General features: G+C 66.0%; 13 protein-coding genes and 1 tRNA gene. 11 read left to right on the plus strand and 3 right to left on the minus strand.

Annotated features, from left to right (window positions below):
• Nucleotide 1 precedes the first annotated feature (1 nt).
• The 8 genes from cbiE (at nt 2) to P9230_RS03630 (ending at nt 6815) form a co-directional block, all read left to right on the plus strand.
• Nucleotides 2–1243: a precorrin-6y C5,15-methyltransferase (decarboxylating) subunit CbiE gene (gene cbiE, locus P9230_RS03595; protein WP_278117464.1), complete on the plus strand. Its 1242-nt coding sequence runs from the start codon at nt 2–4 to the stop codon at nt 1241–1243.
• Nucleotides 1240–1626 carry a cobalamin biosynthesis protein gene (locus tag P9230_RS03600; protein WP_095801993.1) on the plus strand — a complete coding sequence of 129 codons (387 nt, stop codon included), beginning with the start codon at nt 1240–1242 and terminating at the stop codon, nt 1624–1626. Before cbiE ends, P9230_RS03600 begins: the two co-directional genes overlap by 4 nt.
• On the plus strand, nt 1623–2387 hold the full coding sequence (gene cobM, locus P9230_RS03605) for a precorrin-4 C(11)-methyltransferase (RefSeq protein WP_278117466.1): 765 nt from the start codon (nt 1623–1625) through the stop codon (nt 2385–2387). Before P9230_RS03600 ends, cobM begins: the two co-directional genes overlap by 4 nt.
• Nucleotides 2384–3199: a uroporphyrinogen-III C-methyltransferase gene (gene cobA, locus P9230_RS03610; RefSeq protein WP_278087813.1), complete on the plus strand. Its 816-nt coding sequence runs from the start codon at nt 2384–2386 to the stop codon at nt 3197–3199. The genes cobM and cobA overlap by 4 nt, the downstream gene beginning before the upstream one ends.
• Nucleotides 3196–4512: a cobyrinate a,c-diamide synthase gene (locus P9230_RS03615; RefSeq protein WP_278117468.1), complete on the plus strand. Its 1317-nt coding sequence runs from the start codon at nt 3196–3198 to the stop codon at nt 4510–4512. The genes cobA and P9230_RS03615 overlap by 4 nt, the downstream gene beginning before the upstream one ends.
• Nucleotides 4509–5279 carry an adenosylcobinamide-GDP ribazoletransferase gene (gene cobS, locus P9230_RS03620; protein ID WP_095801996.1) on the plus strand — a complete coding sequence of 257 codons (771 nt, stop codon included), beginning with the start codon at nt 4509–4511 and terminating at the stop codon, nt 5277–5279. The genes P9230_RS03615 and cobS overlap by 4 nt, the downstream gene beginning before the upstream one ends.
• Nucleotides 5280–5304: 25 nt before the next feature.
• Entirely contained in the window at nt 5305–6330 is a 1026-nt protein-coding gene (gene cobT / locus P9230_RS03625) for a nicotinate-nucleotide--dimethylbenzimidazole phosphoribosyltransferase (RefSeq protein ID WP_095826218.1), read from the plus strand.
• Between the two features lie 92 nt (nt 6331–6422).
• Nucleotides 6423–6815: a hypothetical protein gene (locus tag P9230_RS03630; protein WP_278053081.1), complete on the plus strand. Its 393-nt coding sequence runs from the start codon at nt 6423–6425 to the stop codon at nt 6813–6815.
• A 48-nt stretch (nt 6816–6863) separates the two neighbouring features.
• Here the strand turns inward: P9230_RS03630 and P9230_RS03635 are convergent.
• Nucleotides 6864–6939 (minus strand) — tRNA-Lys (locus P9230_RS03635).
• Nucleotides 6940–7044: 105 nt separating this feature from the next.
• Nucleotides 7045–7947 (minus strand): PhzF family phenazine biosynthesis protein, encoded by a 903-nt coding sequence (locus tag P9230_RS03640; protein ID WP_067323313.1) that lies wholly within the window; start codon nt 7945–7947, stop codon nt 7045–7047.
• Nucleotides 7948–8079: 132 nt separating this feature from the next.
• Here P9230_RS03640 and P9230_RS03645 point away from each other — a divergent pair, with 132 nt between their 5' ends.
• From P9230_RS03645 to P9230_RS03655, 3 genes are read left to right on the plus strand one after another with little or no spacing between them, the layout of a single operon-like run.
• Nucleotides 8080–9366: an efflux RND transporter periplasmic adaptor subunit gene (locus P9230_RS03645; protein WP_278117472.1), complete on the plus strand. Its 1287-nt coding sequence runs from the start codon at nt 8080–8082 to the stop codon at nt 9364–9366.
• Entirely contained in the window at nt 9363–10073 is a 711-nt protein-coding gene (locus P9230_RS03650; protein ID WP_278118328.1) for an ABC transporter ATP-binding protein, read from the plus strand. The genes P9230_RS03645 and P9230_RS03650 overlap by 4 nt, the downstream gene beginning before the upstream one ends.
• The gene (locus P9230_RS03655) at nt 10070–11287 is read left to right on the plus strand and encodes an ABC transporter permease (RefSeq protein WP_067323304.1); all 1218 of its coding nucleotides are present in this window, start codon (nt 10070–10072) and stop codon (nt 11285–11287) included. Before P9230_RS03650 ends, P9230_RS03655 begins: the two co-directional genes overlap by 4 nt.
• A gap of 28 nt (nt 11288–11315) precedes the next feature.
• Here the strand turns inward: P9230_RS03655 and P9230_RS03660 are convergent, their stop codons facing one another.
• Nucleotides 11316–12035 (minus strand): hypothetical protein, encoded by a 720-nt coding sequence (locus P9230_RS03660; RefSeq protein ID WP_067323301.1) that lies wholly within the window; start codon nt 12033–12035, stop codon nt 11316–11318.
• Between the last annotated feature and the right edge of the window lies 1 nt (nt 12036).

The raw sequence follows: 12036 nt of genomic DNA on the forward strand, positions 1-12036 counted from the left end.
CATGCCTGCTGAGGGTTCGCGCGCTGCCAAGCCGGTCGCAAGATGGCTGACCATCGTCGGCATCGGCGAGGACGGTTTAGCGGGTCTGGGCGACGAGGCCAAGCGCAGGATCGCCGAGGCCGAAGTCATCTTTGGCGGCAAGCGGCACCTCGCGCTCGTCTCAGACTTGGCCAAGGGCAAGGCGCGACCGTGGCCGACGCCGTTCGATGCCGAGATGCATGATGTGCTGGCGCTCGAAGGCAGAAGCGTCTGCGTGCTGGCTTCCGGCGACCCGTTCTTCCACGGCGTCGGCGTCACGCTCGCGCGCAAAGTGAAACCGGATGAGATGCTCGTCCTGCCGGCGCCGTCATCGCTGTCGCTAGCCGCCTCCCGTCTCGGCTGGGCGTTGCAGGATGTCGAAACCATCTCGTTGCATGGCCACTCGATCGACCTCCTCCGCCCCCTGCTCCACCCCGGCGCACGTATCCTTGCGCTCACATCCGACAGCGACGCGCCGGTCGCCATCGCCGCGCTGCTCGACGAACTCGGCTTCGGTCCGTCGCGGTTGACGGTTCTCGAAGCGCTTGGCGGCCAGGGCGAAACGCGCCACGCTGTCCGCGCCGACGCCTTCGATCTCAAAAACATCAATCCGCTCAACGTGCTGGCGCTCGAAATAGAATCGACTCCGGATGCGCGCATCCTGCCTTTGACCGTCGGCCTTGCCGATCATCTGTTCGAGCATGACGGCCAGATCACCAAGCGCGAGATCCGCGCCATGACGCTGTCGGCGCTGGCGCCGCGGCGCGGTGAACTGCTCTGGGACATCGGTGCCGGCTCCGGCTCGATCGGCATCGAATGGATGCGGGCTCATCCTTCGATGCGGGCGATTGCCATCGAAGCCGACAGCGAGCGCGCCGCCCGCATCCATCGCAACGCCGCGCATTGCGGCGTGCCCGGTCTCGTCGTCATCGAAGGCTCGGCGCCGAAAGCGCTGGCAACACTGGCGACACCAGACGCCATCTTCATCGGCGGCGGCGGCAGCGATGCCGGCGTGCTGCAGACAGCGATCAAGTCGCTGCGCGCCGGCGGCCGGTTGGTCGCCAATGCTGTGACGCTGGAAATGGAGGCGCTGCTGCTTGACCAGCATACCAGGCGCGGCGGCGACCTTCTGCGCATCGCCCTCTCGCGTGCGGCGCCGGTCGGATCCATGCAGGCCTGGCGTCCGGCCATGCCGGTCATGCAATGGAGCTGGGTAAAGCCATGATGGTCGCGGGTATCGGCTGCCGGAAGGGTGTGATGGCGCGCGACGTGCGCGCCGCGATCGAGACCGCGCTCGAAGCGCATGGGTTGCCAAAGACCGCGCTTTCAGCGCTGGCAACGGGCGAAATGAAACGCGACGAGCAAGCGATCTTTCTTGCCGGTCGCGACCTCGACCTGCCCGTGCTCGTCGTCTCCGACGACGCCTTGCAAACCGTCTCATCCGGCACGATCAGCCAATCCGAATGGTCGCAGGCTCACGCCGGCACGCCGTCGGTTTCGGAAGCGTCGGCCCTGGCCGCGGCCGGCAAAGAGGCGAAACTGCTTGGACCACGTACTGTTCTTGGTCCTGTTACCTGCGCCATCGCCCTTGGTGGAGGCCCAAAATGACCGTCCATTTCATCGGCGCCGGCCCTGGTGCTGCCGACCTCATCACCTTGCGCGGCAGCCGCCTGCTGGCCTCCTGTCCGATCTGCCTCTATGCCGGCTCGATCGTCGCGCCAGAACTGCTCGAACACTGCGCGCCCGGAACCAGGCTGATCGACACCGCGCCGATGTCGCTCGACGAGATCGAGGCCGAATATCTTGCCGCCCACAAAGCCGGCCAGGACGTCGCGCGCCTGCATTCCGGCGACCTTTCGGTGTGGAGCGCAGTGGCCGAGCAGATCCGGCGGCTCGAGAAGCGCGATATCCCCTACACGATGACGCCGGGCGTGCCTTCCTTCGCGGCGGCGGCGGCGGCGTTACGGCGCGAGCTTACCATTCCCGAGCTCGGGCAGAGCCTCGTGCTGACCCGCGTCTCCGGCCGCGCCTCGAAAATGCCGCCCGGCGAGACGCTTGCCGGCTTCGGCCGCACCGGTGCAACTCTAGCCATCCATCTCGCCATCCATGCCATCGCCCGCATCGTTGCCGAACTCACGCCGCTCTACGGCGCAGAATGCCCAGTGGCGGTCGTCTTCCGCGCTTCCTGGCCGGACGAGAGCATTCTGACCGGCACGCTGGGCACGATCGAGGCGCAGCTTGCGCAAAATCCGATGGAGCGCACGGCGATCATCTTCGTCGGCAGCGCATTGGCCGCGCAGGATTTCGGCGAGAGCTCACTTTACGACGCCCACTACCAGCGGCGTTTTCGCGGACGGGACGGCTTGTGAACGCCAGCACCAACAGAAACGGACGGGCAACGGTGGAGCAGGCGCTGGCGCGGCTGAACTTCAAGCCGCGCGCGCTGGAGCCCGGCCATGTCTGGCTGGCCGGCGCCGGCCCCGGCGATCCCGGCTGCCTGACGCTCGAAGTGCTGGCGGCACTCGGGCAGTGCGATGCGCTGGTCTATGACGCGCTGGTCTCGCCCGATGTCGTCGCGGTTGCTGCAGGCGCGGAGCTCTTCTACGCCGGTAAACGCGGCGGCCAGCCCTCGATGAAGCAGGACGACATCAACGCCCTGCTCGTGCGGCTGGCGCGCGAGGGTCGCCGCGTCGTGCGGCTCAAGGGCGGCGATCCCTATATTTTCGGCCGCGGCGGCGAAGAGGCGTTGTCGCTGGCACGGGAAAACATACCATTTCGGGTGCTCTCCGGCCTCACCTCCGGTCTCAGCGCATTGGCCGCCACCGCCATCCCTGCCACCATGCGCGGCATCAACAAGGCGGTCATCCTTGCCACGGGCCATGCCGCCGGCACCGATGACGACATCGACTGGGACGCAATCGCGCGCACCGGCCAGCCGGTCGTCATCTATATGGGCATGGCCAATCTGCCGGTGATAGCGGCAAAGCTGCTCAGCGGTGGCCTCGCGCCGTCGACGCCTGCCGCCGTGATCGTCGCAGCGACCACGCCGCAGGAGCGCATCGTTGTCGCCACGCTCGCCACAATCGCCGAGGAGGCCGCTGCCGCCGGGCTCGCCTCCCCGGCGCTGATCGTCGTCGGCGGTATCGTCGCCATGCGCGCGGCACTGGCGGGCGGGGCATGACGGCGCGCGCGATCATCATCGGCGCGCCGCGCTCCGGCTCGGGCAAGACCAGCGTCACCATAGGCCTGTTGCGCGCGCTTGCCCGGCGCGGGCTGAAGGTGCGCGGCGCGAAGTCCGGACCGGACTATATCGATCCCGGCTTCCATACCGCCGCCACCGGCCTCTCCGGCGTCAATCTCGACAGCTGGGCGATGCCGCCTTCCCTGCTCAACGCGCTGGCGAACCAGGCAGCGTGTGGTGCCGAGTACGTCATTCTCGAAAGCGCGATGGGCCTTTTCGACGGCATTCCCGCGCCGGAAGGCCGTTCGGGTTCGGCCGCCGATCTCGCCCGGCTCTATGGCCTGCCGGTGCTTCTGGTGCTCGACGTTTCCGGTCAGTCGACCACGGCCGCCGCCGTCGCCAAGGGTTTTGCCACCTACGATCCGGATGTGCGCATGGCCGGCGTCGTGCTCAACCGCCTCGGCAGCGAGCGCCATCGCCGGCTGGCGGGCGACGCGATCGAGGCCATCGGCCTGCCGGTGGTCGGCGCCATCATGCGCGATCCGACGCTCAACCTGCCGGAGCGGCATCTCGGCCTCGTCCAAGCAGGGGAGCACGAGAACCTCATGGCGCATCTCGACCGGCTTGCCGACATGGTCGAGAAGTCGCTCGATATCGACGCCATTCTCGCGCTGGCGAGCCCGCTCGAACCCACGGCCGGCGACTTCGGCGAGGCGTTACAGCCGCCAAGCCAGCGCATTGCACTGGCCGAGGACGCCGCCTTCACCTTCCTCTACCCGCATGTCGCCTCATGCTGGCGAAACGCTGGCGCCGAGATCGTGCCCTTCTCACCGCTTGCCGACGAAGCGCCGAGCCAAGATTGCGATGTCTGCTGGCTGCCAGGCGGTTATCCAGAACTGCATGCCGGCAAGCTTGCGGCCGCTGGCAACTTCCGTGCGGGAATGGCCCTTTTCGCCGCGACCAAGCCAGTGCATGGCGAGTGCGGCGGCTTCATGGTGCTGGGCGAGGTGCTGGAGGATGCGGACGGCGAGAGCCATAAAATGCTTGGCCTGCTTGGCCATTCGACCAGCTTCGCCAGGCGCAAGATGAACCTCGGCTATCGCGAGGCGCGGCTGCGCGCCGGGTGTCCGCTTGGCAGCGAAGGCATGCTCATCCGCGGCCATGAGTTCCACTATGCGCAGATCGCCGCCACAGGCAATGACGAGCCGCTGGCGGACCTCGCCGACGGCCAGGGCAATCCGCTGGGCGCGTCGGGTTACCGGCGCGGCCATGTCAGCGGCACTTTCTTCCATGCCATTGCGAGGGGCGCATGAGCGGCGGCCTTTCCGAGCCTCGGCGATTGCTCGACGACATAGGCCTCAGCCTTGTCTTCTTGACGCGGCTGAGGCTGCCGTCGAGCGATTTCGGCGGCCGCAGCCTAGCCGAAGCGATCTGGGCGGCACCCTTTGCCGGTCTCGCCGTCGCCGTCATCGGCGCGCTTGTCTACGCCATCGTTGGCGCCCTGGGCCTTGCCGCCGGTCCGGCTGCGGCGCTCGCGCTTGCAGCGACGATGCTTGTCACCGGCTGCCTGCACGAGGACGGGCTCTCCGATATCGCCGATGGACTCGGCGGCGGCCGGACGCGCGAGAAGAAGCTGGAGATCATGCGCGACAGCCGCATCGGCGCCTATGGCGCCGCGGCGCTCGGCATCTCGCTGCTCATCCGCTGGAGCGCGCTTTCGGAACTGGCCGGCCCTGGCCACATCTTCCTGGCGCTTTTGGCAGCGCACGCCGCCTCGCGCGGCCTGTTCGGCGCCTTCATGCATCTTCTGCCGCCGGCGCGCTCCGATGGGCTGTCGGCCGACGCGGGCTCGGTCACTGCCGAAACCGCCGTCGTTGGTGCCGCGCTCGGAGCCGTGGCGCTGTTGGCGCTCGGCCTCGGCGGCGCAATTGCCGCGGTGATCCTGCTTGGCCTGCTGTTTGCCGCCTTTCGTGCGCTCTGCCTCAGCCAGATCGGCGGCCAGACCGGCGATACGATCGGAGCGCTGCAGCAGCTCGGCGAGATCGCCGTGCTGCTTGTCGCTTCCGCTTGCCTTTCCTGATTCTTCTTTCGGAGACCTTACCCTCATGTCCCCTCAAACAACGTCGTTCAAATCGCTCGAAGACCTTCGCGCCGCCTGCCTCGATCTGTCCGCCGGCAGCGATACGGCCGCCGCCGCCGTTGCCCGTCGCCAGGACACGCTGACCAAGCCGCAGGGCAGCCTTGGCCGTTTGGAAACGATCGCCGCCTGGTTGGCCCGCTGGCAGGGCCGCGACATGCCGAAGCTCGACGCGGTCAAAGTCTTCGTGTTTGCCGGCAATCACGGCGTCACCGCGCAGGGCGTTTCGGCCTATCCTTCGGAAGTCACGGTGCAGATGGTGGCGAACTTTGCCGGCGGCGGTGCTGCCATCAACCAGCTCGCCCGCGTCGCCGGCGCCAGGCTCGACGTCATCCCGCTCGATCTCGATCATCCGACAGGCGATTTCACGCAAGCGCCGGCGATGGACGAGCAGACCTTCCTCGCCGCGGTCTCGGCCGGCTACGACGCCGTGACCAACGATCTCGACCTCGTCTGTTTCGGCGAGATGGGCATCGGCAACACCACGCCGGCAGCAGCGATCTCGGCCGCTCTTTTCGGCGGCGGCGCGGAAAAATGGACCGGCCGCGGCACCGGCGTCGATGATGCCGGATTGATCCGCAAGATCACCGCCATAGAGGCGGGCCTCAAGCGCCATGCCGATTCGCTTTCCGACCCGCTGAAGATCGCCGCCGCCCTTGGCGGACGCGAGCTTGCGGCGATCTTCGGCGCCACGCTGGCCGCGCGCAAGAACAACGTGCCGGTGTTGCTCGACGGCTTCGTCTGCACCGCCGCCGTCGCGCCGCTGGCAAGGCTGCACCCGACCGGGCTGGCGCACACCGTCGCCGCCCATGTCTCGGCCGAAGCCGGTCATCGCCGCCTGCTCGAAGCGCTGGGCCTGCCGCCGCTGCTCGACCTCGGCATGCGGCTCGGCGAAGGCTCCGGCGCCTGCCTTGCCGTCAACATCGTCCGCTCGGCGCTGGAGTGTCATACGAGAATGGCGAGTTTCGCGGAAGCCGGCGTTTCGGAAAAATAATCTTCCTTCAAAATTTCAACGCTGTTGAAATGACGAAATAACGTCGTCTTGATTGATTCGTGCGACAGAGATGTTTCACGGGAGATCGAACGATGTATTTGAAGGGCCTAATATTTGTTACGTTTCTTGCTGGGATGGCACTGCCGGCCCTTGCCCAAGATCAATATGTTCGCCCGCTTCGCCCCGGCGAAGACGGATCTGCCAGAATCCAATCGTCGATTTCGATGACCCTTCCGGTCAAGGACGACGAGGACGCAGCCGCCCAGCAGCAGGCCGCACTTCGCTCTTTCTACAAGGTCGCGGCCGTCAGTTGCGCCATGGTGGCCGAGACTGTCGCCGACACCTGCGAAATCACCGGCATGACAACTAACGTCAATGCCCGGGACCGCAATGTCGGCGGCTATGGCGGATCGCAGGTTACGGTGACCGGCCAGATCACGATGAAGGTCAAGTTCAAGGCCAGCTTGAACAGGACAGCGCAGTAGGACTGGTGCCCATCTCGCTTGTTTTCTGGCCGCTTTATGGAAAGACTTTGGTGGGTGTGCACAGGATCGAACTGTGGACCCGCTGATTAAGAGTCAGCTGCTCTACCAACTGAGCTACACACCCACACCGCCGGGAAATCCAGCGTCGGCGGCGCATATAGCCGCCGGTTTGAACGATGTCCAGCCCTGCCGGATCATTTCCAGACAAATCGCCGAATTGCCGCAGGTGTCACACAAAAATCTGGCCTTCCGCCACTTTGATCGCATGGCCTCCGATGCGCGCGGAGGCCAGTTTTCCGCCGTCGACATTGAGCTCGAGCCGGATGCGCGAGGGTCTCCCCATTTCCAGCCCCTGCTCGATCCAAAGCTGCGAGATCCCGTCGGTTGGACCGTCGAAATGCATGATGGCGCCGGCAAAGGCCGCCGCCGCGGAGCCGGTCGCCGGATCTTCGTAGGAGGGATTGCCCGGCACGATCATGCGCACATGGAAGGCGCTGTCGTGATGCACCGTCTCGCGGCAATAGACGTACGGGCTGGCGAAGGCCCATTCGCTCTTGCGCGGCGCGAGTTCGGACCATGCCTGGTTGTCCAGCCTGACTTTTGCGGCGGCTTCGAGGCCGGCAACCGGAATGGTGACGTAGGGCACGCCGGCCGACCAGAAGGAGACGCGGTGATTCTCGAAGCCGAGCTCATGCGGGCCAAGGCCAAGCGCGGCGCCGATCATTTCCGGTTCGGCGGCGAGTTCCAGCCGCTCAGGCAGTTTCGCCAAGTCGAATTCGGCGAAGGTAGCGCCATCATGCTTGCTGACCGCGCAACGCACGGGGCCGATGTTCTCCTCCAGCACAAAGATGCCAGTCGCTTCGCCAGCCTGCTCCGCAAGCGCGATAGCCGACCCAACCGTCGGATGGCCCGCGAACGGCATCTCATAATCGGGCGTGAAGATGCGTATACGGTTGCGATGCTTGGGATTTTCGGGCGGCAGCACGAACACCGTCTCGGACAGGTTGAATTCGCGCGCGATCGTTTGCATGGCGGCCGTATCCAGCCCCTCGCTGTCGAGCACCACCGCCAGCGGATTCCCGGCCAGCCGCTCGGTCGTAAACACGTCGTAAAGCAAGTAGTCGCGCGTCATTTGGAAAACCTTCCGCCTCGTCCCGAATTTCTGCTCGATCCCAACATGAGGGAAATTTAATTTGAAATTCGAACGTCAAGGCATGATTTGTTCACGGATAGGGACATCAATTTGTCGTTATAGGGGTCCGTGGTGGACCAGCTTGTCAATCCGCCAAACGCAGAAACCGACACTTCCATCGAAACGGCCCTCGGGCTCGACCGCAAAGGCGTGAGCCGCAAGCGCCGCCGCTTCCGGCTCTACGCGCTGCTGGCGCTGGCTGTCGTGGCGGCCGCGATCGCCGGCTACCGCTGGAACGCCGTCTCGCCGCCCCGGATCGAATACACGACCGCGCCGGCGACGATTGCCGACCTGACCGTCAAGGTGTCGGCGACCGGCACGCTGCAGCCGCTGACGCAGGTCGACATCTCCAGCGAGCTTTCCGGCATCGTCCGCGCCGTCGCCGTCAACGAGAACCAGCAGGTCAAGAAGGGCGACGTGCTCGCGACGCTCGACACCGCCAAGCTCGAAGTCCAGATCGAGCGCGCCACCGCCTCGGCAAAGGCGGCGGCGGCCGCCGTCGAGGATGCCAAGGTCACGCTGCAGGAAAACCAGAACGCGGTGGTCCGCGCGAGCGCCCTCACCAAGCGCGGCATGGCGACGGATCAATCGCTTGAGGCCGCGACCGCGACACGCGATCGCTCCAAGGCCGCGCTCGACAGCGCCGAGGCCAATCTCGCCATCGCCGAAGCTGATCTGAAGGCCCAGCAGACCGACCTTGCCAAGAGCACCATCTACGCGCCGATCGACGGCATCGTGCTCACGCGCTCCGTCGATCCGGGGCAGACGGTCGCTTCTTCGCTGCAGGCGCCGGTGCTGTTCGTCATCGCTGCCGACTTGCGGAACATGGAGCTGCAGGCGGCGGTGGACGAGGCCGATATCGGCCAGGTCAAGCCCGGCCAGCATGCCCGCTTCACCGTCGATGCTTTCCCGGACCGTCCCTTCGACGCCGAGATCCGCGACATCTCCTATGCCTCCGTCACCACCGACGGCGTCGTCACTTACAATGCACGGCTGGAAGTCGACAACGGCGAACTTCTGCTCAGGCCAGGCATGACCGCCACGGTCGCGGTGGTGACCCGGCAGGCCAAGGGCGTGCTCACCGTGCCGGCCACAGCCTTCCGTTACCGCCCGGCGCAACAGGCGGCCCGCGGCTGGAGCCTGCGCGACCTCTTTACCGGCCGCATGGGGCGCCCCAACCGGCAGCGCGAGGCGATGAAAGCGCCGATCGACGGGTCGCGCACGCTCTATGTGCTGGACAACGGACGGCCGCATGCCCTCAACGTCAGGATCGGCTCGACCGACGGTGAACTGACCGAGATCACGTCCGGCCTCGAGGAAGGCGCGGAGGTCATCACCGGCTCGCAGCAACGGAGCTGACCGTGTCCGCTCCCCTGCTCATCACCTTCGACAGTGTATGGAAGAGCTATGGCGAGGGCGAAGCGTGCGTGCACGCACTTGCCGGCGTCGATCTTGCCATCCGCAGAAGTGAGTTCGTCGCCATCATGGGACAGTCCGGCTCGGGCAAGTCGACGGCGATGAACATCATCGGCTGTCTCGACACGCCGACGGCCGGAACCTACCGCTTCATGGGCGTCGATGCCGGCCGGCTCGACCGCAACCGCCGCGCCCTGCTGCGCAACCTTTATGTCGGCTTCGTCTTCCAGGGCTACAATCTCCTGCCCCGCACCACGGCGGCGGAAAATGTCGAGCTGCCGCTGATCTATCGCGGCGTTTCCGCCCGCGAGCGCCGGGAGCTGGCCATGCAGGCGCTCGCCCAAGTCGGACTTGTCGGGCGCGAACATCACACGCCGGCCGAACTCTCGGGCGGCCAGCAACAGCGCGTGGCGATAGCGCGTGCCATCGTCACCAAACCGACTCTGCTTGTTGCCGACGAGCCCACCGGAAATCTCGACACCGCGCGCACGCACGAAATAATGGAATTGCTGACCAGGCTGAACGCCGAACTCGGCCTCACCATCGTCATGGTCACGCACGAAGCCGACGTCGCGGCATATGCCGGGCGCACGGTGCGCTTCCTCGACGGCCACGTCGCTTCAGATACAGCGAAAGCCGAGGCAGCATGATTTGGGAAACCGTCCGCCTTTCGCTGATTTCCATCCGCCGGAACGTGCTGCGCTCGTTCCTGACCCTGCTCGGCATCGTCATCGGCGTCGCCGCGGTCATCGCCATGCTCACCATCGGCTCCGGCACCACCGAGAAGGTCAAGGCCGACATCTCGAAACTCGGCAGCAACCTGCTCGTCGTCCGCTCGGGCCGTCCGGCAGGGCCTGGCGGCCCGGGCGGGCTCGACCAGGTCACCCGACCGCTGGCCACCAAGGACCTCGAAGCACTGGTTGCCCATCTCAGCGGCGCACGCGCCATCGCACCGGCGTCGCAAAAACAGGTGCGGGTCATCTTCGGCACGGAGAGCCTGACGTCGGGCGTTACCGGCACCGACAGCGCCTATCTCGACGCGCGCGACTGGAAGCTGGTGTCGGGCCGTCCCTTCAGCGATTCCGAGACGCGCGCCGGCGCCGGCGTCTGCCTGATCGGCGAGACGGTGCGGCAGCAGTTCTTCGGCGCCGGCGATCCGGAGGGCGAGACGATCCGCGTCAACCGCACCTCCTGCCGGATCATCGGCCTGCTCGAGCCGAAGGGTTACACCGGCTTTGGCCAGGATCAGGACAATGTCGTGCTGATGCCGCTGGCCGCCTACCAGCGGCGCATCGCCGGCAACCGCGACATCGACTCGATCTACATCGCCGCCGACGACAGGACGCCGACCACCGAACTGCAGCCGCGCGTCGAGGACATCCTGCGCGACACGCGCCGCATCACGCCGGACCGCGATGCCGATTTCTCGATCCGCGACATGACCCAGATCGCCGACGCCATGGCCAGCGCCACCACCACCATGACCGGCATGCTGGGTGCCGTCGCCGGCGTCAGCCTTCTGGTCGGCGGCATCGGCATCATGAACATCATGCTGGTATCGGTCACTGAGCGCACGCGCGAGATCGGCATCAGGCTGGCGATCGGTGCGCACGAAAAACACATCCTGATCCAGTTCCTGGTCGAGGCGACGGTGCTGTCGCTGCTTGGCGGCATCATCGGCATCCTGATCGGACTGGCGCTCGCAGGCCTGGCCTCGGTGACGCTGACGATACCCTTCGCGCCGAGCCCGGCGGTCATCCTGCTCGCCGTCGGTTTTTCGGCGCTGATCGGCATGGTGTTCGGCTTCTTCCCGGCACTGCGCGGCGCGAGGCTCGATCCGATCGAGGCGCTAAGGCACGAGTGAACCGCCGCGTCGTCGGCCCGTGATCGAGTCAGACCAGCTCGTTGGCGAAATGCCACTTGATCAGCGGCCTCATATGGCCCATCAAGCCTTCCGGCAGGTCTGCGGCGTGCCGGATGATCACCGGACCTTCGATCTCCGGCTCTTTCTCGGCGGCAACGAAGGCTCTGATGCGCCGCGCAAGCTCTTCCGCCGGCTCGGGAACGTGATAGCGGCGGAAGATCACCGTGCCGCTCGAAGTCGACAGCGCATAGTAGCGCTGTCCGCGGGCGGCGCCCGACAGATCGATCCCGGTTTCCTCGCCCACCTCGCGGATCATGTTGAAATCGATATCGACGACGCCGTCGCGGAAATCGATCGGCTCGAAGGAGCCGGCGGCGAAATAGACGCGGCCAGCGTTCACCGTGTGCGAGCCCATCCGGATCGCCACCAGCGCATTGTCGCCGGCAACCAGCACGGCGTGCGCATAGGCATGTTCGGCGCCGCTCAGCTCCCGGTTTTTGCGCCACAGCATGAAAGTCGAGTACTTCACCGCATGACAGCGACCGATGAGCCGGCTGTCGCGATAGCTCAGCGCTGAAAGCAACACCACGGTGCCGTCATATAGCGCCGGCTTCATCTCCATTTCGCGGCGCCAGTTTTCCGCGATCGCTGTCTGATTGTCGCGCTCGAACGGATGCGGGCTGGCAACGAGCCGTACGTCGACCGCGTCGACCGGCAAAATGACATTGCGCGGCAGGTCGAAGCTCACG

The organism is Mesorhizobium sp. WSM4887 (genome assembly GCF_029625865.1).
In the GTDB taxonomy this organism is placed as follows: domain Bacteria; phylum Pseudomonadota; class Alphaproteobacteria; order Rhizobiales; family Rhizobiaceae; genus Mesorhizobium.

Bases quoted from the DNA above. Each gene is read 5' to 3' on its own strand.
- cobS (WP_095801996.1), top strand. From the start codon at position 4,509: ATGAGCGGCGGCCTTTCCGAGCCTCGGCGATTGCTCGACGACATAGGC.
- P9230_RS03655 (WP_067323304.1), top strand. From the start codon at position 10,070: ATGATTTGGGAAACCGTCCGCCTTTCGCTGATTTCCATCCGCCGGAAC.
- cobM (WP_278117466.1), top strand. From the start codon at position 1,623: ATGACCGTCCATTTCATCGGCGCCGGCCCTGGTGCTGCCGACCTCATC.
- P9230_RS03600 (WP_095801993.1), top strand. From the start codon at position 1,240: ATGATGGTCGCGGGTATCGGCTGCCGGAAGGGTGTGATGGCGCGCGAC.
- cobT (WP_095826218.1), top strand. From the start codon at position 5,305: ATGTCCCCTCAAACAACGTCGTTCAAATCGCTCGAAGACCTTCGCGCC.
- P9230_RS03640 (WP_067323313.1), bottom strand. From the start codon at position 7,947: ATGACGCGCGACTACTTGCTTTACGACGTGTTTACGACCGAGCGGCTG.
- cbiE (WP_278117464.1), top strand. From the start codon at position 2: ATGCCTGCTGAGGGTTCGCGCGCTGCCAAGCCGGTCGCAAGATGGCTG.
- P9230_RS03630 (WP_278053081.1), top strand. From the start codon at position 6,423: ATGTATTTGAAGGGCCTAATATTTGTTACGTTTCTTGCTGGGATGGCA.
- P9230_RS03615 (WP_278117468.1), top strand. From the start codon at position 3,196: ATGACGGCGCGCGCGATCATCATCGGCGCGCCGCGCTCCGGCTCGGGC.